Origin of the sequence: Pseudomonas sp. MIACH, assembly GCF_001269925.1 — a bacterium.
GTDB lineage: Bacteria > Pseudomonadota > Gammaproteobacteria > Pseudomonadales > Pseudomonadaceae > Aquipseudomonas.
Genome location: NZ_LHVO01000053.1, coordinates 301,211 through 327,695, shown reverse-complemented (window position 1 = coordinate 327,695; position 26,485 = coordinate 301,211). Strand labels below are relative to the sequence as shown.

Genomic DNA, 26,485 nt, shown 5'->3' with positions numbered 1-26,485 from the left:
ACAGTTTTCAACTGTCGCCCGAAAGAGGCTGCCCGCTCACGCGCGCAGCCTCTTTTCAAATGGGCAGGCCGATTTTATTGGCTTACCCTCGGAACTGGCTTACAAAGCCGTGTTCCGATGGCGCTGTGAGAGCGTCCAGCTAGAGTGAACGCAAGCCGTAAACGGCTCGCCAAGAATTTTTAAAAATACGCCGCAGGAGAGATTCGCAATGGCTCAGCAGGGCAGTGGTTATCAGGCTCGCTATAAACGCATTCTACTCAAGCTTAGCGGCGAGGCCCTGATGGGCTCGGAAGAGTTCGGGATCGATCCCAAGGTCCTCGACCGTATGGCGCTGGAAGTCGGCCAATTGGTCGGCATCGGCGTACAAGTCGGCCTGGTGATCGGCGGGGGCAACCTGTTCCGCGGTGCGGCACTGAGTGCGGCCGGTATGGATCGGGTCACCGGCGACCACATGGGCATGCTGGCCACTGTGATGAACGCCCTGGCCATGCGCGACGCCCTGGAGCGTGCCAATATCTCGGCTATCGTGATGTCGGCTATTTCCATGGTGGGCGTGACCGATCACTATGATCGCCGCAAAGCCATGCGCCACCTGAATGCCAAGGAAGTGGTGATCTTCGCTGCTGGCACGGGCAACCCGTTCTTCACCACCGATTCGGCGGCGTGCCTGCGCGCTATCGAGATCGATGCTGATGTGGTGCTCAAAGCGACCAAGGTTGATGGCGTGTACACCGCAGACCCATTCAAAGACCCGCATGCCGAGAAGTTCGATCATCTGACCTACGATGAAGTGCTGGATCGCAAGCTGGGTGTGATGGACCTGACGGCTATTTGCCTGTGCCGCGACCACAAGATGCCGCTGCGCGTATTTAACATGAACAAGCCCGGTGCCCTGCTGAATATCGTACACGGCGGCGCGGAAGGGACTCTGATCGAGGAAGGCCAACAATGATCAACGAAATCAAGAAAGACGCTCAAGAGCGTATGCAGAAATCCCTGGACTCTCTGAACCACGCATTTGGTCAGATTCGTACCGGCAAGGCTCACCCAAGCATCCTGGGTAGCGTGATGGTGCCGTACTACGGCGCAGATACTTCCATCACCCAGGTGGCCAACATCACCGTAAAAGACTCGCGTACCCTGCAAGTCGTGGCTTTCGAGCGCAATATGCTCGCCGCAGTCGACAAGGCCATCCAAAGCGCCGGCCTGAACCTCAACCCGACCAACCTGGGTGAGTTGCTGCTGATCTCCATGCCTGCCCTGACTGAAGAGACCCGCAAGGGCTTCACCAAGCAGGCGCGCAGTGCAGCTGAAGACGCTCGCGTTGCCGTACGCAACATCCGTCGCGATGCCTTGGGCGACCTGAAGAAGCTGGTCAAGGACAAGGAAATCAGCGAAGACGAAGAGCGTCGTGCCATCGCTGATATCGATAAGCTGACCAAGGAATCCGAGGCCCAGATCACCAAGGCCACCGAAGAAAAAGAAAAGGACCTGATGGCCGTATAAGGGGTCAGGACGCCTTCATGGAAAAGACCAAGCAGACTGTGCCCTCTGTGGTGCCGCGCCATGTCGCGATCATCATGGATGGGAATAATCGCTGGGCGAAAAAACGCTTTATGCCGGGTGTCGCCGGGCATAAAGCGGGTGTCGATGCAGTGCGGGCTGTGGTTGAGGTGTGTGCAGAGGCCAAGGTCGAGGTATTGACCTTGTTCGCTTTCTCCAGTGAAAACTGGCAGCGGCCCGCCGAAGAAGTCAGCGCCTTGATGGATTTGTTCTTCAAGGCGCTGCGTCGTGAGGCCAAGCGCCTTAATGACAACAACATCAGTCTGCGCATCATCGGTGATCGTTCGCGGTTCCATCCGGAGCTGCAGGCGGCCATGCGCGAAGCCGAGGCCATCACTGCTGGCGCTGACCGTTTTGTGTTGCAGATCGCAGCCAACTACGGCGGTCAGTGGGATATCGCCCAGGCTGCGCAGCGGCTGGCCCGCGAGGTGCAGGCAGGTCATCTGCGGCCGGACGACATCACGCCTGAACTGTTGCAAACCTGTCTGGTGACCGGCGACCTGCCGCTGCCTGACTTGTGCATCCGCACGGGTGGTGAGCATCGCATCAGCAATTTCCTCCTGTGGCAGTTGGCCTACACCGAGCTGTACTTCTCCGACCTGTTCTGGCCGGACTTCAAACACGATGCCATGCGTACTGCGCTGGCCGATTTCGCTTCCCGTCAGCGTCGCTTCGGTAAAACGAGTGAGCAGATCGAAGCTGGAGCCCGGGTTTAAATGCTTAAACAACGAATCATCACAGCACTGATCCTGTTGCCGATTGCCTTGTGCGGGTTTTTCCTGCTCGATGGTTCCGGCTTTGCACTGTTTATCGGCCTGGTCGTCACCCTGGGCGCCTGGGAATGGGCGCGTTTGGCAGGTTTCAGCGAGCAGCTGCCGCGTGTGGTGTATGCCGTTGTCGTGGCGGTACTGCTGTTTCTGATGCATACCCTGTCGAGCATCATCGTGCCTTGGGTGTTGGGGGCGGCGGTACTGTGGTGGGCGCTTGCGACCTACCTGGTGCTGACTTTTCCGCGCAGCAGTGGTCAGTGGGCCAGTGTTGCCAGCAAGTTGGTGATCGGTTTGTTGATTCTGCTGCCGGCCTGGCAAGGGCTGGTGGAGATCAAGAATTCGCCGATGGGCAACTGGTTGATCATGGCGGTGATGGTGCTGGTCTGGGGCGCTGATATCGGCGCCTACTTCTCGGGTCGGGCATTCGGTAAGCGCAAGCTGGCGCCGGCAGTCAGTCCGGGCAAGAGCTGGGAAGGGGTGTATGGTGGCCTCGCGCTTACGCTGGTGATCACGCTTGTGGTGGGTGTGGTGCGCGACTGGTCGGTGAAGGAGATCCTCCTGGCGCTGATCGGTACGGCCATCGTCGTGTTTATCTCGGTAGTGGGTGATCTCACTGAAAGCATGTTCAAGCGCCAGGCCGGGATCAAGGACAGCAGCAATCTGCTGCCGGGGCATGGCGGCGTGCTGGACCGTATCGATAGCCTTACTGCCGCCATCCCGATCTTTGCCGTGCTGCTGTGGATGACTGCTTCGTGAGCCGCCTGCAACAAGTGACCGTGCTGGGTGCAACCGGCTCGGTAGGCTTGAGTACCCTGGATGTGATCGCCCGTCATCCTGACCGCTATCAAGTGTTTGCCTTGACCGGGTTCACCCGCCTGAGCGAGTTGTTGGCGTTGTGTGTGCGTCATGTGCCGCGCTTTGCTGTAGTGCCTGAAAGTTTGGCAGCGCGGAACCTGCAGGATGATCTGCGGGCTGCCGGGCTGGCCACTCAGGTGCTGGTGGGGGAGGAGGGATTGTGTCAGGTCTCGGCCGCTGCTGAGGTGGATACGATGGTCGCCGCTATCGTCGGTGCCGCCGGCTTGCGTCCGACCTTGGCTGCCGTGGACGCCGGCAAGAAGATCCTGCTGGCCAACAAAGAAGCGCTGGTGATGTCTGGGGCGCTCTTTATGCAGGCGGTGCGCAAGAGCGGTGCCGTACTGCTGCCCCTCGACAGTGAGCACAACGCAATCTTCCAGTGCATGCCCGGTGACTTTGCCCGCGGCCTGAGCCAGGTTGGCGTGCGTCGGATTCTGCTGACCGCTTCGGGTGGCCCTTTTCGGCAAACTCCCTTGGCGGAGTTGGAGCGCGTGTCACCAGATCAGGCGTGCGCGCACCCGAACTGGTCGATGGGGCGCAAGATCTCCGTGGACTCGGCAAGCATGATGAATAAAGGCCTGGAGTTGATCGAGGCGTGCTGGTTGTTCGATGCGCGACCAGATCAGGTCGAGGTGGTGATTCACCCGCAAAGTGTGATCCATTCACTGGTCGACTATGTGGATGGCTCGGTATTGGCTCAATTGGGCAATCCCGATATGCGTACGCCCATCGCCAATGCCCTGGCCTGGCCTGAGCGGATTGATTCCGGCGTGGCGCCATTGGATCTGTTTACTATTGCCCGCCTGGACTTTGAAGCGCCGGACGAGCAGCGTTTTCCTTGTCTGCGCCTGGCGCGTGAGGCAGCGGAGGCTGGTAACAGCGCGCCGGCGATGCTTAATGCGGCGAATGAAGTGGCTGTGGCGGCGTTTCTCGAGCGGCGCATCCGTTTTCCGCAGATCGCGAGTATCATCGAGGACGTCCTGGGGCTTGAGCCCGTAGTGGCAGTGAATGACCTCGGCGCGGTATTCGAGGCAGATACCAAGGCACGTGCCTTGGCCGAACAATGGTTGAACCGCAACGCGCGTTAATCTGTGGGCGCGATTGAGCCTTTGGGCACTGGATTGGGATGCGGAGAAATTAGATGAGTGCGCTTTACATGATTGTCGGCACCCTGGTTGCTCTGGGCGTGCTGGTTACCTTCCACGAATTCGGCCACTTCTGGGTGGCACGTCGTTGCGGCGTCAAGGTACTGCGCTTTTCCGTCGGCTTCGGCATGCCGCTGGTTCGCTGGCACGACCGGCGTGGCACCGAATTCGTGATTGCGGCTATCCCGTTGGGTGGCTACGTCAAGATGCTCGATGAGCGTGAAGGCGAAGTGCCGGCCGATCAGTTGGACCAATCCTTCAATCGCAAGACCGTTCGTCAGCGTATCGCTATTGTTGCCGCGGGTCCGATCGCCAACTTCCTGTTGGCGATGGTGTTTTTCTGGGTGTTGGCCATGCTCGGCAGCGAGCAGGTGCGCCCGGTCATCGGCGCAGTCGAGGCGGACAGCATCGCAGCCAAGGCAGGTCTGGTCGCGGGGCAGGAAATTGTATCCATTGATGGCGAGCCGACTACGGGTTGGGGCGCGGTCAATTTGCAGCTGGTGCGTCGCTTGGGTGAGAGCGGTACCGTCAATGTCGTGGTGCGTGAGCAGGATTCCAGTGCCGAAACTCCGCGCGCGTTGGCTCTGGATCATTGGCTCAAGGGTGCTGATGAGCCTGATCCAATCAAGTCCCTGGGTATCCGACCCTGGCGTCCTGCGCTGCCGCCAGTCCTTGCCGAGCTGGATCCTAAAGGTCCGGCCCAGGCTGCTGGCCTGAAAACCGGCGATCGCCTGCTGGCCCTCGATGGCCAGGTGCTGGGTGAGTGGCAGCAGGTGGTCGACCTCGTACGTGTACGTCCTGATACCAAAATTGTGCTGAAAGTTGAGCGCGACGGTGCTCAAATCGACATCCCCGTGACCCTGGCGGTACGTGGGGAAGCCAAGGCGGCCGGGGGTTACCTGGGCGCTGGTGTCAAGAGTCCGGAGTGGCCGCCGTCGATGGTGCGTGAGGTCAGTTTCGGGCCGCTGGCGGCAATTGGCGAGGGTGCAAAACGCACCTGGACCATGAGTGTGCTGACACTCGAATCCCTTAAGAAAATGTTGTTCGGCGAGCTCTCGGTAAAAAACTTGAGTGGACCGATAACCATTGCTAAAGTGGCGGGCGCTTCTGCCCAGTCGGGTGTCGCGGATTTCCTGAATTTCCTGGCTTATCTGAGTATTAGCCTGGGGGTTCTGAATTTGCTGCCCATTCCTGTATTGGATGGGGGGCATCTGTTGTTTTATCTGGTCGAGTGGGTGCGTGGTCGCCCCTTGTCGGATCGGGTGCAGGGTTGGGGGATACAGATCGGTATCAGTTTGGTGGTCGGGGTGATGTTATTAGCCTTGGTCAACGATCTGGGTCGACTGTAACGCTTCGCTGAATTGCGAATCTGCCGCATTTTGCGGCAGTTTGTTTATTGCCAGTTGGAATAAGAAAGGACTTCATGAAACGTCTGCTGCTAACTGCGGTTCTCACCGTATTGATGATCGCCGAAGTTCACGCCGAGTCCTTCACTATCTCCGATATTCGCGTCAACGGCCTCCAGCGGGTTTCCGCGGGTAGCGTGTTTGGTGCGTTGCCGTTGAACGTCGGGGAACAGGCTGATGACCGTCGCCTGGTGGAATCCACTCGTGCGCTGTTCAAAACCGGGTTCTTTCAAGACATCCAACTGGGTCGCGAAGGTAACGTCCTGGTCATCACCGTCGTCGAGCGACCGTCTGTCGCCAGTATCGAGATCGAAGGCAACAAGGCGATCTCTACTGAAGACCTGATGAAGGGCCTGAAGCAATCCGGCCTGGCCGAGGGCGAGATCTTCCAGCGCGCCACCCTTGAAGGTGTGCGTAATGAACTGCAACGCCAGTACGTTGCCCAGGGGCGCTACTCCGCGACCGTGGAAACGGAAGTGGTGCCGCAGCCACGTAACCGTGTCGGCCTCAAGGTCAACATCAACGAAGGCACCGTGGCGGCGATTCAGCACATCAACGTGGTGGGCAATACCAAGTTCGCTGATGAAGACCTGATCGACCTGTTCGAACTCAAGACCACCAACTGGCTGTCGTTCTTCAAGAACGATGACAAGTACGCCCGTGAAAAACTCTCCGGTGACCTGGAGCGTCTGCGCTCCTACTACCTGGACCGTGGCTACATCAACATGGATATCGCTTCGACCCAGGTGTCCATCACCCCGGACAAGAAGCACGTCTACATCACTGTCAACGTCAATGAAGGTGAGAAGTACAAGGTTCGTGACGTGAAGCTCAGCGGCGACCTGAAAGTACCTGAAGACCAGGTCAAGGCCCTGCTGCTGGTGCAGAAAGACCAGGTGTTCTCGCGCAAGCTGATGACCACCACGTCCGAACTGATCACCCGTCGCCTGGGTAACGAAGGCTATACCTTCGCCAACGTCAACGGCGTGCCGACCCCGCACGATGAAGACCACACGGTGGACATCACCTTTGTCGTCGATCCAGGCAAGCGTGCCTACGTGAACCGTATCAACTTCCGTGGCAACACCAAGTCTGCGGACGAAGTGCTGCGCCGTGAAATGCGCCAGATGGAAGGTGGCTGGGCGTCGACCTATCTGATCGACCAGTCCAAGACCCGTCTTGAGCGCCTGGGCTTCTTCAAGGAAGTGAACGTCGAAACCCCGGCCGTACCGGGTGTGGATGACCAGGTTGACGTGAACTACGCCGTGGAAGAGCAAGCGTCGGGTTCGATCACCGCCAGCGTCGGTTTCGCACAGAGTGCCGGTCTGATCCTTGGTGGTTCCATTACCCAGAACAACTTCCTGGGTACCGGTAACAAGGTATCCATCGGCCTGACCCGAAGCGAATACCAGAGCCGCTATAACTTCGGTTATGTCGACCCCTACTGGACTGCAGACGGTGTGAGCCTGGGCTACAACGCCTTCTACCGCACCACCGACTACAAAGACCTCGACGTTGACGTAGCAAGCTATGCAATCGACAGCCTGGGCGTGGGCGCCAACATCGGTTACCCGATCAGCGAGACTTCGCGCCTGACCTTCGGCCTGACTGCGCAACAGGATGAGATCAAGACCGGTGTATACACCGTGGATGAGATCTTTGACTTCACCCGCAAGGAAGGTGACAAGTTCCTGAACTTCAAGGCGTCCGCCGGCTGGTCCGAGTCGACCCTGAACAAAGGTGTACTGGCTACCCGTGGTCACTCCCAGAGCCTGACTCTGGAAGCAACGACGCCAGGCAGCGACCTGTCGTTCTTCAAGCTCGACTACCGTGGCCAGTTGTTCCAGCCACTGAGCGATAACTACACCATGCGCCTGCACACTGAGCTGGGTTATGGCGATGGTTATGGTTCGACCAACGGCTTGCCGTTCTATGAAAACTATTATGCAGGTGGTTTCAACTCGGTACGTGGCTTCAAGGACAGCACGTTGGGTCCGCGTGGTACACCGAGCCGTGGTGTTGGGGTGACCGGTAACCAGGGCACCGTAGCTGACTCCGACAACGACCCGCTGCCATTCGGTGGTAACGTGTTGATCCAGGGTGGTGCAGAAATCCTGTTCCCGCTGCCGTTTGTCAAAGATCAGCGGTCCCTGCGAACTTCGGTCTTCTGGGACGTGGGTAACGTGTTCGACTCCAAGTGCGAACAGATCACCAACCCAAGCGGCGTGAAGTCCAGGACTGAGTGCAACGACGTGAGCCTCAGCAACCTGGCGAGCTCGGTGGGTGTAGGTGTGACCTGGGTGACTGCGCTTGGCCCGTTGAGCTTTGCTCTGGCCATGCCGATCAAGAAACCGGATAACGCTGAAACCCAGATTTTCCAATTCTCCCTCGGCCAGACGTTCTAAGCGTCTGACCCAAGATAACGACAACGGATTCTGTAGGAGTACATCGTGCGTAAGTTGACTCAATTGGTTCTGCTGGCCACTGTGCTGGTAACCACCCCGGCCTTCGCCGAAATGAAAATCGCCGTCCTGAACTATCAGATGGCCCTGCTGGAATCCGACGCGGCCAAGAAATACGCCGTGGATGCCGAGAAAAAATTCGGTCCGCAACTGACCAAACTCAAGACTCTGGAAAGCAGTGCCAAGGGCATCCAGGACCGCCTGGTAGCGGGTGGCGACAAGATGCAGCAAGGCGAACGCGAGCGTCTGGAGCTTGAGTTCAAGCAAAAGGCCCGTGACTATCAGTTCCAGTCCAAGGAACTGAACGAAGCCAAGGCTGTTGCTGACCGCGAAATGCTCAAGCAGCTCAAGCCTAAACTCGACAGCGCAGTGGAAGAAGTCATCAAGAAAGGTGCTTTTGACCTGGTGTTCGAGCGTGGCGCAGTGATCGACGTCAAGCCTCAATACGACATCACCCGTCAGGTGATCGAGCGCATGAACCAGCTGAAGTAAGCCATGACCGCGACTATCAAGCTCGGCGAGTTGGCCGAGTTCCTGGGAGCCACCTTGCGTGGTTCCCCGGAGAAGGAAATCACTGGGCTAGCCACCTTGCAGGAGGCTGGCCCAGCTCAGTTGAGCTTCCTCGCAAATCCTCAATACCGTAAATACCTCGTCGACAGCCAAGCCGCAGCCGTGTTGTTGAAGGCGGCTGATGCCGAAGGGTTTGCCGGGGATGCGCTGGTGGTGCCCGACCCTTACCTGGCCTATGCGCAGGTGTCGCACCTGTTCGATCCGAAACCCAAGGCTGCCGGCGGTATTCATCCGTCTGCGGTGATCGCCGATGATGCCCAGGTTGACCCTGCGGCGAGCATTGGCGCCTTTGCGGTGATCGAGAGCGGCGCGCGTATCGCGGCCGGTGTAACGGTCGGCGCGCATTGCTTTATCGGCGCTCGCTGTGTAATCGGCGCCGACGGTTGGTTGGCGCCTCGCGTGACCCTGTACCACGATGTGCGTATCGGTGAGCGTGTGGTCATTCAATCGGGGGCGGTGATCGGTGGCGAAGGCTTCGGCTTTGCCAACTCGAAAGGCGTCTGGCACAAGATTGCCCAGGTCGGCGGCGTATTGATCGGCGACGACGTGGAGATTGGTGTCAACACGGCTGTCGATCGTGGGGCCTTGGCCGATACCGTGATCGGTAACGGCGTGAAGCTCGACAACCAGATCCAGATCGCCCACAACGTGCAGATTGGCGATCACACCGCCATGGCCGCGTGTGTAGGCATTTCCGGCAGCACCAAAATCGGCAAGCATTGCATGCTCGCCGGTGGCGTAGGTCTGGTAGGACATATCGATATTTGCGACAACGTCTTCATCACCGGCATGACCATGGTCACCCACTCGATTACCGAGCCGGGCGCCTACTCTTCCGGTACCGCCATGCAGCCCGCAGCTGAATGGCGCAAGAGTGCAGCACGTTTGAGGCAGCTCGACGACATGGCTCGACGTCTCAAACAGCTGGAAAAGCGTGTTGGGGACGTGACCCCTGGCGGTAATGCTTCATCTGAAGGCTGATACCATTTCCATATCAAGTGTGCACAGCCGCTAGACTGCCTCCTTGATTTGCTAGCGGGGCGTGCGTTTAGTCGCCCGCCCCCAATCTTTATTACAGGCTTCCCCCCGAAATGATGGACATCAACGAGATTCGCGAATACCTGCCTCACCGTTACCCGTTCCTGCTGGTGGACCGCGTAGTGGACCTCAATGTTGAGGAAAAGCGCATTCGTGCCTACAAGAATGTCAGCATCAACGAACCGTTCTTCAACGGTCACTTCCCCGCGCATCCCATCATGCCGGGCGTATTGATCATTGAAGCGATGGCCCAGGCTGCCGGTATCCTTGGTTTCAAAATGCTCGACCTCAAGCCTGCCGATGGCACGCTTTACTATTTCGTGGGCTCCGACAAGTTGCGTTTCCGTAACCCGGTCACCCCGGGTGACCAGTTGATCCTGGAAGCCAAGTTCATCAGCTGCAAGCGCCAGATCTGGAAGTTCGAATGCCAGGCCTCGGTAGACGGCAAGCCGGTGTGCTCCGCCGAGATCATCTGTGCGGAACGCAAACTATGAGTTTGATTGACCCTCGCGCAATCATCGATCCGTCGGCCGTTCTGGCCGCCGACGTTGAGGTCGGCCCCTGGTCGATCATCGGCGCAGGTGTGGAAATCGGCGAGGGGACTGTCATCGGGCCGCACGTGATCCTCAAAGGTCCGACCCGCATTGGCAAACACAATCGTATCTACCAGTTTTCCTCGGTAGGCGAAGACACCCCGGACATGAAGTACAAGGGTGAAGAGACACGCTTGGTAATCGGTGATCACAACATCATCCGTGAAGGCGTGACCATTCACCGTGGCACCGTGCAGGATCGTGCCGAGACCACGCTGGGTGATCACAACCTGGTCATGGCCTATGCCCATATCGGCCATGACAGCGTCATCGGCAACCACTGCATCCTGGTCAACAACACAGCGTTGGCCGGCCATGTGCACGTTGATGATTGGGCCATCCTGTCCGGCTTTACCCTGGTGCATCAGTATTGCCATATCGGTGCCCACAGCTTTTCCGGCATGGGTACCGCCATCGGCAAGGACGTTCCGGCGTTCGTCACGGTGTTCGGCAACCCGGCCGAAGCCCGCAGCATGAATTTCGAGGGCATGCGCCGTCGTGGCTTCAGCGAAGAGGCGATCCACGCCCTGCGCCGCGCCTACAAAGTGGTCTACCGCCAGGGGCTGACGGTCGACCAGGCATTGACCCAACTGGCCGAGCCGGCAGCGTTGTTCCCGGAAGTCGCGGTGTTCCGTGACTCGATCCAGGCGTCGACTCGCGGCATCACCCGCTGATCATGGCGAATCTGCGTATCGCGCTGGTGGCCGGAGAAGCCTCCGGCGACATTTTGGGCGCAGGTCTTATGCGGGCGCTCAAGGCCCAGCACCCTGCGGTGGAATTTATCGGCGTCGGCGGCCCACTGATGCAGGCTGAAGGCCTCACTTCCTACTTTCCCATGGAGCGCTTGTCGGTCATGGGGCTGGTCGAGGTGCTGGGTCGCCTGCGTGAGCTCCTGGCTCGTCGCAAGCTGCTGATTCAGACTCTCATCGAAGAAAAGCCCGACGTCTTTATCGGAATCGATGCACCGGACTTCACCCTCAATATCGAACTCAAGTTGCGTCAGGCCGGGATCAAGACGGTGCACTACGTCAGCCCCTCCGTGTGGGCATGGCGGCAGAAGCGCGTACTGAAGATCCGCGAAGGTTGTGACTTGATGTTGACGTTGCTGCCGTTCGAGGCGCGGTTCTACGAAGAGAAGGGCGTGCCGGTACGGTTTGTCGGGCATACCCTGGCTGACACCATTCCCTTGCAGGCCGACCGGGCGGCAGCTCGTGCCCAACTGGGTTTGCCCGACGGCCCGCTGGTCGCGTTGATGCCGGGCAGCCGCGGCGGCGAAGTCGGTCGTTTGGCTAGTGTGTTTTTCGATGCAGCCGAACGCCTGCAAGCCTTGAAACCGGGCGTGCGTTTCGTGCTGCCCTGCGCCAGCCCGCAGCGTCGCGCGCAGATCGAGTCGCTGCTGGTCGGGCGCAATCTGCCCTTGACCCTGCTTGACGGCCACTCGCACCTGGCCCTGGCGGCCTGTGACGCGGTGCTGATCGCTTCGGGTACCGCGACCCTGGAGGCACTGCTCTACAAGCGCCCGATGGTCGTGGCCTATCGCCTGGCACCGCTGACGTTCTGGATTCTCAAGCGCATGGTCAAAAGCCCTTACATCTCCTTGCCCAACTTGCTCGCCCAGCGTCTGTTGGTGCCGGAGTTGTTGCAGGACGATGCAACGCCCGAAGCCCTCGCGCAAACCCTACTGCCCTTGATCGACGGCGGCGAAGAACAGACCCGTGGTTTTGACGACATCCACCGCACCCTGCGTCGTGATGCGTCGAACCAGGCGGCAGACGCCGTGTTGACCTTGATCGGGCATAAACAGGAAACGTTATGAGCACGCAAATGGGCCTGGATTTCAGCCTGGTTGCCGAAGCCCACGAACTGGTGGCCGGTGTTGACGAAGTAGGGCGCGGTCCGCTGTGTGGTGCGGTGGTTACGGCGGCCGTGATCCTGGATCCGAACCGTCCGATCCTGGGTCTCAACGACTCGAAAAAACTCACCGAAGCGCGCCGTGAAAAGCTCTACGACGAAATCTGTGAAAAGGCGCTGAGCTGGCACATCGCCCGGGCTGAAGTCGAAGAAATCGACGAATTGAACATTCTGCACGCCACAATGCTGGCCATGCAGCGTGCCGTTGAAGGCCTGCATATCACGCCAAAACTGGCGATGATCGACGGCAACCGTTGCCCGAAGCTGGCGATGCCGGCTGAAGCGGTGGTCAAGGGCGATAGCAAGGTTCCAGCCATTGCCGCCGCTTCGATCCTGGCCAAGGTCAGCCGAGACCGTGAAATGGCGGCCTTCGAATTGATTTACCCCGGCTACGGTATCGGGGGGCACAAAGGCTATCCGACGCCCGTTCATCTGGAAGCCCTGGCCCGTCTCGGCCCCACGCCGATCCACCGTCGCTCGTTCGCCCCGGTGCGCCAGGCTTACGAGGCGCGTGAGAGTCTCAGCGAGGTGTAGTCGCGAGGCTGATGTTTTTGCCAAGGCCCGGTACAATCCCGGGCCTTGTTGTTTCTAAGTTTCTAGACAGGATCACTATGCCGGCTTCATTCGTTCACCTGCGCCTGCACACTGAATACTCCCTGGTCGACGGCCTGGTACGGATCAAACCCCTGGTCAAAACCTTGGTGGGCATGAACATGCCTGCGGTCGCGGTTACCGATCAGAACAACATGTGTTCCCTGGTCAAGTTCTACAAGAACGCCATGGGCGCCGGCATCAAGCCGATCTGCGGCGCCGACCTGTGGCTGTCCAACAAAGACCCGGATAACCCCCTGAGCCGCATCAGCCTGCTGGCGATGAATGGCGTGGGTTATCGCAACCTCACCGAATTGATTTCCCGTGGCTTTATCGACGGTCAGCGCAACGGCTCGATCATCATCGAGCGCGAATGGGTCGCCGAGGCCAGCGAAGGCCTGATCATGCTGTCGGCCGCCAAGGAGGGCGAGATCGGTATCGCGCTGCTGGGCGGCAATCCCCATGAAGCCGAAGTACTGGCGAGTGAGTGGATGCAGGTCTTCCCCGACCGTTTCTACCTTGAAGTCCAGCGCACCAACCGCCCCAACGATGAAGAGCACCTGCACGCCGCTGTGGCCCTGGCCGACAAGCTGGGTGCGCCGCTGGTGGCGACCAACGATGTGCGCTTTATCAAGAAAGAGGATTTCGAAGCCCACGAAACCCGCGTGTGCATCGGCGAAGGCCGGGCCCTGGATGACCCGCGCCGCTCCAAGAACTACAGCGAAGAGCAGTACCTCAAGAGCGCGGAGGAGATGGCCGAGCTGTTCAGCGACCTGCCCGAGGCCCTGGAAAACTCCGTCGAGATCGCCAAGCGCTGCAATATTGAAGTGAAGCTGGGCAAGCACTTTTTGCCCAACTTCCCGATTCCCGATGGCATGACCATCGACGAGTATTTCCGCAAGGTATCGTTTGATGGTCTGGAGGAGCGGCTCTCCGTCCTGCTGCCCAAGGACACCACCGAAGATTACGAGGCCAAGCGCCAGGTCTATGTCGATCGGCTGAATTTCGAGCTGGATATCATCATCCAGATGGGGTTCCCCGGTTACTTCCTGATCGTGATGGACTTTATCCAGTGGGCCAAAAGCAACGGCGTACCGGTAGGTCCGGGCCGGGGGTCGGGTGCCGGCTCGCTGGTCGCCTATGTACAGAAGATCACCGACCTTGACCCGCTGGAATATGACCTGCTGTTCGAACGGTTCCTGAACCCGGAACGGGTCTCCATGCCCGACTTCGACGTTGACTTCTGCATGGACGGTCGCGACCGCGTGATCGAATACGTGGCCGAGAAATACGGCCGCAACGCCGTGAGCCAGATCATCACCTTCGGTTCCATGGCGGCCAAGGCGGTAATCCGTGACGTGGCCCGGGTGCAGGGCAAGTCCTACGGCCTGGCGGACCGCCTGTCGAAGATGATCCCGTTCGAGGTCGGCATGACCCTCGAAAAGGCCTACGAACAGGAAGAAATCCTGCGCGACTTCATCAAGATCGATGAAGAGGCCGCCGAAATCTGGGACATGGCGCGCAAACTGGAAGGCGTGGTGCGTAACGTCGGTAAACACGCCGGCGGTGTGGTAATTGCGCCGACCAAGCTGACTGACTTTTCGCCTATCTATTGCGACGAAGAGGGCGGCGGCCTGGTTACCCAGTTCGACAAGGACGATGTGGAGGCGGCCGGCCTGGTGAAGTTCGACTTCCTTGGCCTGCGGACCTTGACGATCATCGACTGGGCACTCAAGACCATCAACCGCGACCGCGCCAAGGTCAACGAAGCGCCGCTGGATATCGCGTTCATCCCGCTGGACGACAAGCCGACTTACCAATTGCTGCAAAAAGCTGAAACCACGGCGGTGTTCCAGCTTGAGTCGCGGGGTATGAAAGAGCTGATCAAAAAGCTCAAGCCCGACTGCCTGGAAGACTTGATCGCACTGGTGGCCCTGTTCCGTCCGGGCCCTCTGCAATCAGGCATGGTGGATGACTTCATCAACCGTAAGCACGGTCGCGCCGAGCTGGCGTACCCGCACTCCGACTACCAGTATGAAGGCCTCAAGCCAGTACTGGCGCCGACCTACGGCATCATCCTGTACCAGGAACAGGTGATGCAGATCGCCCAGGTCATGGCCGGCTACACCCTCGGTGGTGCGGACATGCTGCGTCGTGCCATGGGTAAGAAAAAGCCCGAGGAAATGGCCAAGCAGCGCGGCGGTTTCATTGAAGGTTGCGCCACCAACAATATCGACGCGGACCTCGCCGGTAACATTTTCGACCTGGTGGAAAAATTCGCCGGTTACGGCTTCAACAAATCCCACTCCGCCGCCTACGGCCTGGTGTCGTACCAGACCGCCTGGCTAAAGGCCCACTACCCGGCGCCGTTCATGGCTGCGGTACTTTCGGCGGATATGCACAACACCGACAAGGTCGTGACCTTGATCGAAGAAGTGCGCACCATGAAGCTGCGCCTCGACGCGCCGGACGTGAACGCCTCGGAGTTCAAGTTCACGGTGAACGACGAAGGCCGCATCATCTATGGCCTGGGCGCTATCAAGGGCGTCGGTGAAGGCCCGGTGGAAGCCATCACCGAAGCGCGCCAGGACGGACCGTTCAAGGATTTGTTCGACTTCTGCGCACGGGTTGACCTCAAGCGCATCAACAAACGTACCCTCGATGGTCTTATCCGCAGCGGCGCACTCGACCGTCTCGGCCCGTATTTCCATGATGAGCCGAAGGCGTACCAGGCGAATATCGACCGCAACCGCGCGGTGCTGCTCACCGCCATGGAAGAAGCGATCAAGGCCGCCGAACAGACCGCCCGGACCCACGACAGCGGCCACGCCGACCTGTTTGGCGGGTTGTTCGTCGAAGAAGATGCGGATGTGTATGCCAACCACCGCAAGGCCAAGGACCTGACCCTCAAGGAGCGCCTCAAGGGTGAAAAAGACACCTTGGGCCTGTACCTCACCGGTCACCCGATTGACGAATATGAAGGCGAAATCCGCCGTTTTGCCCGTCAACGTATTATCGACCTGAAGCCGGCGCGGGATACCCAGACCGTCGCCGGCATGATCATCGCCCTGCGAGTGATGAAAAACAAAAAGGGCGACAAGATGGGCTTTATCACCCTCGACGACCGCTCGGGCCGGATCGAAGCGTCGCTGTTTGCCGACGCCTTCCACTCCGCGCAGTCGTTGCTGCAGACCGACGCGATGGTGGTGGTGGAAGGCGAGGTCAGCAACGATGACTTCTCCGGCGGCCTGCGCCTGCGGATCAAGCGGGTGATGAGCATGGAAGATGCGCGCACCAACCTGGCCGAGAGCCTGCGCCTGAAGGTGAAAACCGAAGCCCTCAAGGGCGATCAGCTACGCTGGTTGGGTGACCTGCTCAAGCGCCATCGTGGCGCGTGCCCGGTGACCATGGAGTACACCGGCAATGACGCCAAGGCCATGTTGCAGTTCGGTGAGACCTGGCGAATTGATCCCGCTGATGGCTTGATTCAAGCATTGCGTGACCAGTTCGGGCGAGACAACGTCTTCCTCCAATACCGTTGACGGTCAGAACGCCTGACCTCGGCTCAACATTTAATCTCGACCTAAACGCGCCTCTCCCTTAAGGTAGGGCGCGAATAGACAACCGGCTGGCCAGGCACTCCCTGGCCGTCGACCCAAGACGGACGCTTATGAACCCGAATTTTCTTGATTTCGAACAGCCGATCGCTGACCTGCAAGCCAAGATCGAAGAACTGCGCCTGGTCGGCAATGACAATTCGCTGAACATCGGCGATGAGATTGCCCGCCTGCAAGACAAGAGCAGCACGCTCACCGAAGACATCTTCGGCAAGCTGACCAGCTGGCAGATCGCGCGCCTGGCCCGCCACCCGCGCCGTCCGTACACCCTGGACTACATTCAGCACATCTTCACCGAGTTCGACGAGTTGCACGGCGACCGCCACTTCTCCGACGACGCGGCCATCGTGGGCGGTATCGCTCGCCTGGACGACCAGCCGGTCATGGTCATCGGTCACCAGAAAGGCCGTGAAGTGCGTGAGAAAGTGCGTCGCAACTTCGGCATGCCGCGTCCGGAAGGCTACCGCAAGGCCTGCCGCCTGATGGAGATGGCCGAGCGCTTCAAGATGCCGATCCTGACCTTCATCGACACGCCGGGTGCATACCCGGGTATCGACGCCGAAGAGCGCAACCAGAGCGAAGCGATCGCCTGGAACCTGCGCGTCATGTCCCGCCTGAAAACCCCAATCATTGCCACCGTGATCGGTGAAGGTGGTTCTGGCGGCGCACTGGCGATTGGCGTCTGCGACCAGTTGAACATGCTGCAATATTCGACCTATGCGGTGATCTCGCCGGAAGGTTGCGCCTCGATCCTGTGGAAGACCGCAGAAAAGGCGCCGGACGCTGCTGAAGCCATGGGCATCACCGCCGATCGCCTCAAAGGCTTGGGTATCGTCGACAAAGTGATCGCCGAGCCATTGGGCGGCGCCCACCGCGACCCGGCCGCCGCCGCCGCGACTATCCGTGCCGAGTTGGGGTCGCAACTGGCGATGCTCAAGAAGCTGGATAACGAAGCGCTGCTGGCCCGTCGTTACGAGCGCCTGATGAGCTACGGTCTCTAAGGCCGCAGCGGTACTAATGTGGGAGGGGGCTTGCCCCCGATTGCTGAGTGTCAGTCACTGTATTCACTGGCTGATGCTCCGCTATCGGGGGCAAGCCCCCTCCCACATTTGCTTTGTGTATGCTTGGCTTGGGTATTCCAGATTTGCGGCGGTAACCTGTGATGAAACCGACTTTATCCGCCAAACTCCTGCACGCCCTAGCCCCCTGGCGCAACGCCCCGGCTTGGCATATCGCCTTCTCTGGTGGTCTTGATTCCACTGTCCTGCTGCATCTCCTGGCCAACGCCGAAGCCCTTCCGCCTCTAAGCGCTGTCCATGTCCACCATGGCCTGCAAGCCGCCGCCGACACCTGGCCGAGCCATTGCCAGTCCATTTGCGACAGGCTGGGCGTGCCCCTGCGCGTAATGCGTGTGCAGGTGCAGCCCGGCGCCAGCCTTGAGCGTGCAGCGCGTGATGCGCGTTACCGGGCTTTTACCCAGGTGATCGGGGCAGGGGAGGTGTTACTCACGGGCCAGCATCGCGACGATCAGGCTGAAACCCTGCTGTTTCGCCTGTTGCGCGGGGCCGGCGTGCGGGGGGCGGCGGCAATGCCTGTGCACCGTCCATTAGCGGGCGGCCATTTGGTGCGGCCGTTGCTGGATGTCTCGCGCGCCGAGTTGGTGGCCTACGCCGATGAACATCAACTCAAGTGGATCGAAGACCCTTCCAACGCCGACATGCAGTTCTCCCGCAATTACCTGCGCCACCGCGTGATCCCGACGCTGACGGAACGTTGGCCCCAAGCTGTTTCCAGTCTGGCCCGCACTGCCGAACACCTCGGTGAAGCCCACGCGTTGCTGGGCGAGTTAGCCTGCATGGACCTGCAAGCCGCCGATCAACCTTCACGGTTTCCTTGGCTGGGTTTGCCGTCATTGGACCTTGGCCCATTGCGCGAACTTTCCGACGCCCGTCAGCGCAACCTCCTGCGCCATTGGCTGGCGCAGCTGACCCGGTTACCCGACAGCGACCATTGGGCTGGCTGGTATTCCCTACGCGATGCCAAGGGCGACGCACAGCCCCTATGGCGTCTGGCCGATGGGGCGTTGCACCGTTGCGGTGAACGCATCTGGTGGTTGCCTCGCGCCTGGTCGGAGTTTTCCCACGCATCGGTGAGCTGGCTCGATACGCAAAACCCACTAGAGTTACCCGGCAATGGCGTGCTGACGATTATCGGCAAGGCGCCAGAAGGCCCCTTGGCGGTCCGTTATCGCCAGGGCGGTGAAATGCTTGAAGTGCCAGGCCGAGGCCGGCGTGACTTGAAGCGCTTGCTTAATGAGCGTGGCGTGCCGGGCTTCGTCCGTGGCAGATTGCCGCTGCTGTATCAGGGTGAGCAATTGCTCGGCGTGCCCAACCTCACTGGACTCTGGGCGGCACCGAGTGAAGGCTGGCAATTACATTGGATGCCACAGAGCTGCGATCAAGGTTTGAGCTGATAGAGCCTTTCCGGTAGACTACGCTCCCTTCTTGATACAACTTCTGTGGATTCGCCTGAATCGCAGCAGTTGCCGATTACCAAGCAGTCTTTGCTGGGCGATTCCAAAAAATGTGTAGCGATCAACGTACCGGCGTTTCATTGCTGGTCTGTCACAACGCGGCGGTTTTTTTGAAAGGTGCACTGTGATTAATGCAGGTGATCGGGGGCTTCGGCCTCTCTTCGCTTTCCCCGGCGGCTCGGACCGCTTTAACGCAGACTTCTAGGGTTTTTCATGACGCGCTACATATTCGTCACGGGCGGTGTTGTTTCTTCATTGGGGAAAGGCATTGCCTCCGCTTCATTGGCGGCCATCCTGGAGGCGCGGGGGCTTAAAGTCACCATGCTCAAGCTGGACCCGTACATCAACGTCGACCCGGGCACCATGAGCCCGTTCCAGCACGGTGAAGTGTTCGTCACACACGACGGCGCCGAGACCGACCTGGACCTGGGCCACTACGAGCGGTTCATCCGCACGACCATGACCCAGAACAACAACTTCACCACCGGCCGTGTCTACGAGCACGTGCTGCGCAAAGAGCGCCGTGGCGATTACCTGGGTGCAACCATTCAGGTGATCCCGCACATTACCGACGAAATCAAGCGCCGCATCATCAAGGGTGCGGGCGATGCCGACGTGGCGATGGTCGAGATCGGTGGCACCGTGGGTGACATCGAATCCCAACCGTTCCTCGAAGCCATCCGCCAGTTGCGTTTCGAAGTCGGCGCCAAGCGCGCGATGCTGATGCACCTCACGCTGGTGCCGTACATCGCCACCGCCGGTGAAACCAAAACCAAGCCTACCCAGCACTCGGTCAAGGAACTGCGTTCCATCGGCCTGCAGCCGGACGTGCTGGTATGCCGCTCCGATCATCCGATCGACATTTCCTCGCGTCGCAAGATCGCGCAGTTCACCAACGTTGAAGAACGTGCGGTGATCGCCCTGGAAGACGCCGACACCATCTACAAGATCCCGGGCATCCTGCATTCGCAAGGCCTGGATGATTTTGTGGTCGAGCGTTTCGGCCTGCAGTGCAACGGCGCGGACCTGTCCGAGTGGGAAGCCGTGGTTGACGCCAAGCTCAACCCTGAGCACGAAGTCACCATCGCCATGGTCGGCAAGTACATGGAGCTGCTGGACGCGTACAAGTCGCTGATCGAAGCGATGAGCCACGCCGGCATCAGCAACCGTACCAAGGTCAACCTGCGCTACATCGATTCCGAAGACATCGAGAACCAGGGCACCGCGCTGCTCGAAGGTGTCGATGCGATCCTCGTTCCAGGCGGTTTCGGCCTGCGTGGCGTGGAAGGCAAGATCACCGCCGTGCAATACGCTCGTGAGAACAAGGTGCCGTACCTGGGTATCTGCCTGGGCATGCAAGTGGCTGTTATCGAATTCGCCCGTAACGTGATGGGCTGGAAAGACGCCAACTCCACCGAGTTCGACAGCAAGAGCGGCCACCCGGTCGTGGGCTTGATCACCGAGTGGGAAGATGCCACCGGCGCCGTCGAAACCCGTACCGAAAGCTCCGACCTGGGCGGCACCATGCGCCTTGGCGCGCAAGACTGCCTGCTGGAGCCAGGTTCCCTGGTTCACGATTGCTACGGCAAGGACGTGATCGTTGAGCGTCACCGTCACCGCTACGAAGTGAACAACAACCTGCTGCCGCAAATCAAAGAGGCTGGCCTGAAAATCTCCGGTCGCTCCGGTGATGGCGCGCTGGTTGAAGTGGTCGAGGCCCCGGATCATCCTTGGTTCGTCGCTTGCCAGTTCCACCCTGAGTTCACCTCGACTCCACGCGACGGTCACCCGCTGTTCAGCGGTTTCGTCAAAGCCGCACTGACGCAACATCAGAAGAAGGCGTAAACCTGATGGCCCAGAAGATCATTCGCGTTGGCGACATCGAGATTGCCAACGACAAGCCCATGGTGCTGTTCGGCGGCATGAACGTGCTGGAAAGCCGTGACATGGCGATGCAGGTCTGTGAAGAGTACGTAAAGGTTACCGAGAAACTGGGTATCCCTTACGTGTTCAAGGCCAGCTTCGACAAGGCCAACCGTTCGTCCGTGGCCTCCTATCGCGGCCCCGGCCTTGAAGAAGGCATGCGGATCTTCCAGGACATCAAGCAAGCCTTCGGCGTGCCGATCATCACCGACGTCCACGAGCCTGAACAGGCTGCCGTGGTCGCCGAAGTGTGCGACATCATCCAGTTGCCGGCCTTCCTGTCGCGCCAGACCGACCTGGTCGTTGCGATGGCCAAGACCGGCGCTGTGATCAATATCAAGAAAGCCCAGTTCCTTGCACCTCAGGAAATGAAACACATCCTGAACAAGTGCGTGGAAGCGGGTAACGACCAGTTGATCCTCTGCGAGCGTGGTTCGAGCTTCGGCTACAACAACCTCGTGGTGGACATGCTCGGTTTCGGCATCATGAAACAGTTCGAATACCCAGTGTTCTTCGACGTGACCCACGCGCTGCAAATGCCCGGTGGTCGCGCCGACTCTGCCGGTGGGCGCCGTGCCCAGGTACTGGACCTGGCCAAGGCCGGCATCAGCCAGTCCCTGGCTGGCCTGTTCCTGGAAGCCCACCCGGACCCGGACAACGCCAAATGCGACGGCCCATGCGCCCTGCGCCTGGACAAGCTGGAACCCTTCCTGGCCCAGCTCAAGCAGTTGGACGAACTGGTCAAGAGTTTTCCGACAGTAGAGACCGCGTAAGCGTTGATTCTCCGGTAGACTTTCCCACGCTTTACGCTCAGGCCTACGGGCCTGAGCCTTGTCGCCTGCAAGCCTGCCCCGTTGTTCCACCCTTGCGGTCGGTCAAAAGATTTCCTTCAGCTGCGTCGTTTTCGTCAACTTTGGAGTGTTTACAACAATGGCAAAAATCGTCGACATCAAAGGTCGTGAAGTTCTCGACTCCCGTGGCAACCCCACCGTCGAAGCCGACGTGCTTCTCGATAACGGCATCATCGGCAGCGCCTGCGCGCCGTCCGGTGCTTCCACAGGTTCGCGCGAAGCGCTGGAACTGCGTGATGGCGACAAGAGCCGTTACCTGGGCAAGGGTGTACTCAAGGCTGTAGCCAACATCAACGGCCCGATCCGTGACCTGCTGCTGGGCAAAGACCCGCTGGACCAGAAAGCCCTGGACCACGCGATGATCAAACTCGACGGCACCGAAAACAAAGGCAGCCTGGGCGCCAACGCCATCCTCGCCGTGTCCCTGGCTGCTGCCAAGGCCGCCGCCCAGGACCAGGACCTGCCGTTGTACGCCCACATCGCCAACCTGAACGGTACCCCGGGTGTGTACTCGATGCCGGTTCCGATGATGAACATCATCAACGGTGGCGAGCATGCCGACAACAACGTCGATATCCAGGAATTCATGGTGCAGCCGGTCGGCGCCAAGACCTTCTCCGAAGGCCTGCGCATGGGCACCGAGATTTTCCATCACCTCAAAGCCGTGCTGAAGGCCCGTGGCCTGAGCACTGCCGTGGGTGACGAAGGTGGTTTCGCACCGAACCTGGCGTCCAACGAAGATGCACTGAAAGTGATCTCCGAAGCCGTGGCCAACGCTGGCTACACACTGGGCACCGATGTGACCCTGGCCCTGGACTGCGCTGCCAGCGAGTTCTACGAAGATGGCAAATACAACCTGTCCGGCGAAGGCCAGGTGTTCAACTCCGAAGGTTTTGCCGAGTACCTGAAGGGCCTGACCCAGCGCTATCCGATCATCTCGATCGAAGACGGCCTGGACGAGTCCGACTGGGATGGCTGGAAGATTCTCACCGACAAGATTGGCGAGAAAGTCCAGCTGGTGGGTGACGACTTGTTCGTGACCAACACCAAGATCCTGAAAGAAGGCATCGACAAAAAGATCGCCAACTCGATCCTGATCAAGTTCAACCAGATCGGCACCCTGACCGAAACCCTGGAAGCCATCCAGATGGCCAAGGCAGCGGGCTACACCGCCGTGATCTCGCACCGCTCCGGCGAAACCGAAGATTCGACCATCGCCGACCTGGCCGTGGGCACTTCGGCGGGCCAGATCAAGACCGGCTCCCTGTGCCGCTCTGACCGTGTGTCCAAGTACAACCAATTGCTGCGTATCGAAGAGCAACTGGCCGGCAAAGCCAAGTACAACGGTCGCGGCGAGTTTCGCGGCTGATCGCTAGTTAAGAGTAAAGCGTGGTAAAAAGTCGGCGGATTGCGTCGGAAAATTCACGATAGTGAACATTTCGGCGCTAATCTGATGGCTATCAAGCACAAGCCTGGTTCTTCCAGGCTTCGTGCTATCAGTTGCTGTAAAAGTTATGCATGGCGTCTTTTTTCACTGGATACCCGATATTCGATGCGCAGTCCCAATTGGTTGTTCCTCGTCTTGCTCTTGTTGCTGGCTGGCCTGCAGTACCGCCTATGGGTGGGTAATGGCAGCTTTGCGCAAGTAAAAGACCTGACCCAGCAAATTGCCGACCAGCACGCCGAGAACGAACGCCTGCTGGAGCGCAACCGCGTCCTCGATGCCGAAGTACTTGAGCTGAAAAAAGGCACCGAGACCGTTGAAGAACGCGCTCGTCATGAGTTGGGCATGGTCAAGGAGGGCGAAACCCTCTACCAGTTGGCCCAATGAACCCCTGTTTGCCGGCCTTCTGGGCCGTGATACCTGCCGCGGGCGTCGGTGCCCGTATGGCCGCGGACCGTCCCAAGCAATACTTGCAGTTGGGCGCGCGCACTATTCTCGAACACAGCCTCGGCTGTTTTCTCGACCATCCCAACCTCAAGGGGTTGGTGGTCAGTCTTGCTGCTGAAGATCCGTATTGGCCCACCCTGGCGTGCGCCGCTGACCCGCGTATCCAACGTGCGGACGGTGGTTCGGAGCGCTCGGGCTCGGTGCTCAATGCACTCTTGCAGCTCAATGCCCTGGGCGCCAGCGATGATGATTGGGTGTTGGTACACGATGCGGCGCGGCCTAACCTGAGCCGTGATGACCTCGACACGTTGTTGGCCGAGTTGGCGGACGATCCGGTAGGCGGCCTGCTCGCTGTACCGGCCCGCGACACCCTCAAACGCGTCGACAAGCAGGGTCGGGTGGTGGAAACCGTTGACCGCAGTTTGATCTGGCAAGCCTATACGCCGCAGATGTTCCGCTTGGGAGCCTTGCACCGCGCATTGGCTGATAGCCTGGTGGCCGATGCGGTGATCACCGACGAAGCCTCGGCGATGGAATGGGCTGGGCAGGCGCCGCGTTTGATCGAAGGGCGGTCGGACAATATCAAGGTGACCCGGCCGGAAGACCTGGAGTGGCTGCGGTTGCGGTGGGCGAATCGTCGTTAATCAACCACTGTACTCCGGCCGCTCGGCCAACCCCTCTTTCAAGAAATCCACCAACTTCCTGACCTTCGGCGACAAATGCCGCTGCTGCGGATACAACGCCCACACGGCCGTATTCGGCGGCTGATGCGCCTCCAGCAGCGACACCAGCGCGCCGCTGTGCAGATGCTCCAGCACGTAATAGTCCGGCAGTTGGCACAAGCCCACCCCTTGCAACGCCGCATCCAACACCGCTTGCCCACTGTTGCAGCGCCAGTTGCCCTGCACCCGTTGGGAAAATTCGCGTCCGTCCTGGGCCAATTGCCAAATGTCCGAGCTGCCGATCAGGCAGTTATGCCGGCTCAGTTCCGACAAACTATGTGGCCGACCATACCTGGCCAGGTAGGAAGGCGACGCGCACAGGTACATGCGCCGAGGCGCGAGACGGCTGGCGACCATGCGCGAGTCCTGCAAGCGCCCCAGGCGAATCGCCAGGTCGAGGCCTTCGTGCACCAGGTCCAGTTGGCGGTTGCTCAGTTCGATATCGACCCGTAGTTGCGGGTACAAACCCATGAACCGCGTCACCAGCGGCACGATAAACCGCTCGCCATAGGCCACCGCGCAGGTCATGCGCAACATGCCTTTTGGCTCGCTGGCAAGGTCACCCACCGCACGCAGAGCTTCTTCGCGGCCGTCCTGTAGACGCTGGCAATGTTGCAGAAATGTCTGACCCGCTTCAGTCAGGGTCACCTTACGGGTACTGCGATACAGCAACCGCGTTTGCAGGCGCTCTTCCAGGCGCGCCACTTGGCGGCTGATGTGGGATGACGACACCCCCAGCCGCTCGGCGGCTGCCGTGAATTGGCTGCATTCGGCGACGGCGACAAATTCATCGATGCCTTCCCAACGGTTTTCCAGCACGGTGATTATCCCTGTACGGCAATAAAGTTTTGCTTTCGCCTGGATTATTAATCAACGAGCCATGTTTTACACTCACCGCCTCAGTTTTTAACCCGATGGAGAAACCCGGATGATCAAGTCCCGCGCTGCCGTTGCCTTTGAAGCCAAGAAACCCCTCGAGATCGTGGAAGTCGATGTGGCCATGCCCAAGGCTGGCGAAGTGCTGTTGCGTGTGGTCGCCTCCGGGGTCTGCCACACCGACGCCTACACCTTGTCCGGCGCTGACCCGGAAGGCATCTTCCCGTCGATCCTTGGCCATGAAGGCGGTGCTGTGGTCGAGGCCATCGGCGAGGGCGTGACGTCGGTGGCGGTCGGCGACCATGTGATCCCGCTGTACACCCCGGAATGCGGCAAGTGCAAATTCTGCCTGTCGGGCAAGACCAACCTGTGCCAGGCCATTCGTTCTACCCAAGGTAAAGGCCTGATGCCGGATGGCACCACGCGTTTCTCCTACAAGGGCCAGCCGATTTTCCACTACATGGGGACTTCGACGTTCTCCGAGTACACCGTGCTGCCGGAAATTTCCGTCGCCAAGATTCCTAAAGAAGCACCGCTGGAGAAGGTCTGCCTGCTCGGCTGTGGCGTTACCACCGGCATCGGTGCAGTGATCAACACCGCCAAGGTCAAGCCTGGCGACACCGTGGCCATCTTCGGTCTTGGCGGTATCGGTCTGTCGGCCGTGATCGGTGCGGTCAAGGCCAAGGCCGGCCGTATCATTGCGATTGACATCAACCCGGCCAAGTTCGAAATCGCCAAACAACTGGGCGCCACCGACTGTATCAACCCGAAAGACTACGACCGCCCGATCCAGGACGTGATTGTCGACTTGACCGACGGCGGCGTGGACTTTTCCTTCGAATGCATCGGCAACGTGCAACTGATGCGCGCCGCGCTTGAGTGCTGCCATAAAGGTTGGGGCGAGTCGGTGATCATCGGCGTTGCCGGTGCTGGCCAGGAAATCTCCACGCGTCCATTCCAACTGGTGACCGGTCGCGTCTGGCGTGGCTCGGCGTTCGGTGGCGTACGCGGCCGTACCGAGTTGCCAAGCTACGTGGAAATGGCTCAGACCGGCGAGATCCCGCTGGACACCTTCATCACCCACACCATGGGCCTGGAAGACATCAACAAAGCGTTTGACCTGATGCATGAAGGCAAGAGCATTCGTACCGTCATCCACTTCTGAGGT

The 26,485-nt window shown here is 59.6% G+C and carries 23 protein-coding genes; 22 read left to right on the top strand and 1 reads right to left on the bottom strand.

What is annotated here, in order from left to right; genetic code table 11:
- Window positions 1-208: 208 nt before the first annotated feature.
- The 21 genes from pyrH (at window position 209) to ispD (ending at window position 24,363) form a co-directional block, all read left to right on the top strand.
- A complete protein-coding gene (pyrH, locus tag AD670_RS21980; protein ID WP_003172271.1) occupies window positions 209-952 on the top strand; it encodes a UMP kinase in 744 nt (247 codons plus the stop codon).
- The gene (frr, locus tag AD670_RS21975) at window positions 949-1,506 is read left to right on the top strand and encodes a ribosome recycling factor (RefSeq protein WP_053137260.1); all 558 of its coding nucleotides are present in this window, start codon (window positions 949-951) and stop codon (window positions 1,504-1,506) included. Before pyrH ends, frr begins: the two co-directional genes overlap by 4 nt.
- A 17-nt stretch (window positions 1,507-1,523) precedes the next feature.
- Window positions 1,524-2,279 (top strand): polyprenyl diphosphate synthase, encoded by a 756-nt coding sequence (uppS, locus tag AD670_RS21970; RefSeq protein WP_053137257.1) that lies wholly within the window; start codon window positions 1,524-1,526, stop codon window positions 2,277-2,279.
- A complete protein-coding gene (locus AD670_RS21965) occupies window positions 2,280-3,089 on the top strand; it encodes a phosphatidate cytidylyltransferase (protein ID WP_053137254.1) in 810 nt (269 codons plus the stop codon).
- A complete protein-coding gene (ispC, locus tag AD670_RS21960; RefSeq protein ID WP_053137251.1) occupies window positions 3,086-4,276 on the top strand; it encodes a 1-deoxy-D-xylulose-5-phosphate reductoisomerase in 1,191 nt (396 codons plus the stop codon). The genes AD670_RS21965 and ispC overlap by 4 nt, the downstream gene beginning before the upstream one ends.
- 53 nt (window positions 4,277-4,329) lie before the next feature.
- Entirely contained in the window at window positions 4,330-5,682 is a 1,353-nt protein-coding gene (rseP, locus tag AD670_RS21955) for a sigma E protease regulator RseP (RefSeq protein ID WP_053137248.1), read from the top strand.
- A gap of 74 nt (window positions 5,683-5,756) precedes the next feature.
- Window positions 5,757-8,144 (top strand): outer membrane protein assembly factor BamA, encoded by a 2,388-nt coding sequence (gene bamA / locus AD670_RS21950; protein ID WP_053137245.1) that lies wholly within the window; start codon window positions 5,757-5,759, stop codon window positions 8,142-8,144.
- A gap of 45 nt (window positions 8,145-8,189) precedes the next feature.
- Window positions 8,190-8,693, top strand: a complete 504-nt coding sequence (locus AD670_RS21945) for an OmpH family outer membrane protein (RefSeq protein WP_003172279.1) — start codon at window positions 8,190-8,192, stop codon at window positions 8,691-8,693.
- A gap of 3 nt (window positions 8,694-8,696) precedes the next feature.
- Window positions 8,697-9,752 carry a UDP-3-O-(3-hydroxymyristoyl)glucosamine N-acyltransferase gene (lpxD, locus tag AD670_RS21940; RefSeq protein WP_053137242.1) on the top strand — a complete coding sequence of 352 codons (1,056 nt, stop codon included), beginning with the start codon at window positions 8,697-8,699 and terminating at the stop codon, window positions 9,750-9,752.
- Window positions 9,753-9,862: 110 nt separating this feature from the next.
- The gene (gene fabZ, locus AD670_RS21935; RefSeq protein WP_003172281.1) at window positions 9,863-10,303 is read left to right on the top strand and encodes a 3-hydroxyacyl-ACP dehydratase FabZ; all 441 of its coding nucleotides are present in this window, start codon (window positions 9,863-9,865) and stop codon (window positions 10,301-10,303) included.
- Window positions 10,300-11,076: an acyl-ACP--UDP-N-acetylglucosamine O-acyltransferase gene (lpxA, locus tag AD670_RS21930; protein ID WP_053137239.1), complete on the top strand. Its 777-nt coding sequence runs from the start codon at window positions 10,300-10,302 to the stop codon at window positions 11,074-11,076. Before fabZ ends, lpxA begins: the two co-directional genes overlap by 4 nt.
- Window positions 11,077-11,078: 2 nt before the next feature.
- Complete coding sequence (gene lpxB, locus AD670_RS21925) at window positions 11,079-12,218, top strand: lipid-A-disaccharide synthase (protein ID WP_053137236.1); 1,140 nt, start codon at window positions 11,079-11,081, stop codon at window positions 12,216-12,218.
- Window positions 12,215-12,847 carry a ribonuclease HII gene (gene rnhB, locus AD670_RS21920; RefSeq protein WP_053137233.1) on the top strand — a complete coding sequence of 211 codons (633 nt, stop codon included), beginning with the start codon at window positions 12,215-12,217 and terminating at the stop codon, window positions 12,845-12,847. Before lpxB ends, rnhB begins: the two co-directional genes overlap by 4 nt.
- Window positions 12,848-12,924: 77 nt before the next feature.
- Window positions 12,925-16,446, top strand: a complete 3,522-nt coding sequence (dnaE, locus tag AD670_RS21915) for a DNA polymerase III subunit alpha (protein ID WP_053137230.1) — start codon at window positions 12,925-12,927, stop codon at window positions 16,444-16,446.
- 128 nt (window positions 16,447-16,574) lie between these two features.
- Complete coding sequence (locus AD670_RS21910) at window positions 16,575-17,522, top strand: acetyl-CoA carboxylase carboxyltransferase subunit alpha (protein WP_003172288.1); 948 nt, start codon at window positions 16,575-16,577, stop codon at window positions 17,520-17,522.
- Between the two features lie 161 nt (window positions 17,523-17,683).
- Window positions 17,684-18,994, top strand: coding sequence for a tRNA lysidine(34) synthetase TilS (tilS, locus tag AD670_RS21905; protein ID WP_053137227.1), 1,311 nt, complete (start codon window positions 17,684-17,686; stop codon window positions 18,992-18,994).
- A gap of 273 nt (window positions 18,995-19,267) precedes the next feature.
- Complete coding sequence (locus AD670_RS21900; protein ID WP_053137224.1) at window positions 19,268-20,899, top strand: CTP synthase; 1,632 nt, start codon at window positions 19,268-19,270, stop codon at window positions 20,897-20,899.
- A 5-nt stretch (window positions 20,900-20,904) separates the two neighbouring features.
- Window positions 20,905-21,750, top strand: a complete 846-nt coding sequence (gene kdsA / locus AD670_RS21895) for a 3-deoxy-8-phosphooctulonate synthase (RefSeq protein ID WP_053137221.1) — start codon at window positions 20,905-20,907, stop codon at window positions 21,748-21,750.
- 157 nt (window positions 21,751-21,907) lie between these two features.
- On the top strand, window positions 21,908-23,197 hold the full coding sequence (gene eno, locus AD670_RS21890; protein ID WP_053137218.1) for a phosphopyruvate hydratase: 1,290 nt from the start codon (window positions 21,908-21,910) through the stop codon (window positions 23,195-23,197).
- Window positions 23,198-23,380: 183 nt separating this feature from the next.
- Window positions 23,381-23,659 carry a cell division protein FtsB gene (gene ftsB / locus AD670_RS21885; protein ID WP_003172294.1) on the top strand — a complete coding sequence of 93 codons (279 nt, stop codon included), beginning with the start codon at window positions 23,381-23,383 and terminating at the stop codon, window positions 23,657-23,659.
- Window positions 23,656-24,363, top strand: coding sequence for a 2-C-methyl-D-erythritol 4-phosphate cytidylyltransferase (gene ispD, locus AD670_RS21880; protein WP_053137215.1), 708 nt, complete (start codon window positions 23,656-23,658; stop codon window positions 24,361-24,363). The genes ftsB and ispD overlap by 4 nt, the downstream gene beginning before the upstream one ends.
- Here ispD and AD670_RS21875 read toward each other — a convergent pair whose 3' ends face one another.
- Entirely contained in the window at window positions 24,364-25,260 is an 897-nt protein-coding gene (locus AD670_RS21875; protein WP_053137212.1) for a LysR substrate-binding domain-containing protein, read from the bottom strand.
- Between the two features lie 109 nt (window positions 25,261-25,369).
- Here AD670_RS21875 and AD670_RS21870 point away from each other — a divergent pair, with 109 nt between their 5' ends.
- Window positions 25,370-26,482, top strand: a complete 1,113-nt coding sequence (locus AD670_RS21870; protein ID WP_017137160.1) for an S-(hydroxymethyl)glutathione dehydrogenase/class III alcohol dehydrogenase — start codon at window positions 25,370-25,372, stop codon at window positions 26,480-26,482.
- Window positions 26,483-26,485 lie beyond the last annotated feature (3 nt).

Coding starts and splice junctions, on each gene's coding strand:
- pyrH (WP_003172271.1), top strand. CDS start 209: ATGGCTCAGCAGGGCAGTGGTTATCAGGCTCGCTATAAACGCATTCTA.
- frr (WP_053137260.1), top strand. CDS start 949: ATGATCAACGAAATCAAGAAAGACGCTCAAGAGCGTATGCAGAAATCC.
- uppS (WP_053137257.1), top strand. CDS start 1,524: ATGGAAAAGACCAAGCAGACTGTGCCCTCTGTGGTGCCGCGCCATGTC.
- AD670_RS21965 (WP_053137254.1), top strand. CDS start 2,280: ATGCTTAAACAACGAATCATCACAGCACTGATCCTGTTGCCGATTGCC.
- rseP (WP_053137248.1), top strand. CDS start 4,330: ATGAGTGCGCTTTACATGATTGTCGGCACCCTGGTTGCTCTGGGCGTG.
- bamA (WP_053137245.1), top strand. CDS start 5,757: ATGAAACGTCTGCTGCTAACTGCGGTTCTCACCGTATTGATGATCGCC.
- lpxD (WP_053137242.1), top strand. CDS start 8,697: ATGACCGCGACTATCAAGCTCGGCGAGTTGGCCGAGTTCCTGGGAGCC.
- fabZ (WP_003172281.1), top strand. CDS start 9,863: ATGATGGACATCAACGAGATTCGCGAATACCTGCCTCACCGTTACCCG.
- lpxA (WP_053137239.1), top strand. CDS start 10,300: ATGAGTTTGATTGACCCTCGCGCAATCATCGATCCGTCGGCCGTTCTG.
- lpxB (WP_053137236.1), top strand. CDS start 11,079: ATGGCGAATCTGCGTATCGCGCTGGTGGCCGGAGAAGCCTCCGGCGAC.
- rnhB (WP_053137233.1), top strand. CDS start 12,215: ATGAGCACGCAAATGGGCCTGGATTTCAGCCTGGTTGCCGAAGCCCAC.
- dnaE (WP_053137230.1), top strand. CDS start 12,925: ATGCCGGCTTCATTCGTTCACCTGCGCCTGCACACTGAATACTCCCTG.
- AD670_RS21910 (WP_003172288.1), top strand. CDS start 16,575: ATGAACCCGAATTTTCTTGATTTCGAACAGCCGATCGCTGACCTGCAA.
- tilS (WP_053137227.1), top strand. CDS start 17,684: ATGAAACCGACTTTATCCGCCAAACTCCTGCACGCCCTAGCCCCCTGG.
- AD670_RS21900 (WP_053137224.1), top strand. CDS start 19,268: ATGACGCGCTACATATTCGTCACGGGCGGTGTTGTTTCTTCATTGGGG.
- kdsA (WP_053137221.1), top strand. CDS start 20,905: ATGGCCCAGAAGATCATTCGCGTTGGCGACATCGAGATTGCCAACGAC.
- eno (WP_053137218.1), top strand. CDS start 21,908: ATGGCAAAAATCGTCGACATCAAAGGTCGTGAAGTTCTCGACTCCCGT.
- ftsB (WP_003172294.1), top strand. CDS start 23,381: ATGCGCAGTCCCAATTGGTTGTTCCTCGTCTTGCTCTTGTTGCTGGCT.
- ispD (WP_053137215.1), top strand. CDS start 23,656: ATGAACCCCTGTTTGCCGGCCTTCTGGGCCGTGATACCTGCCGCGGGC.
- AD670_RS21870 (WP_017137160.1), top strand. CDS start 25,370: ATGATCAAGTCCCGCGCTGCCGTTGCCTTTGAAGCCAAGAAACCCCTC.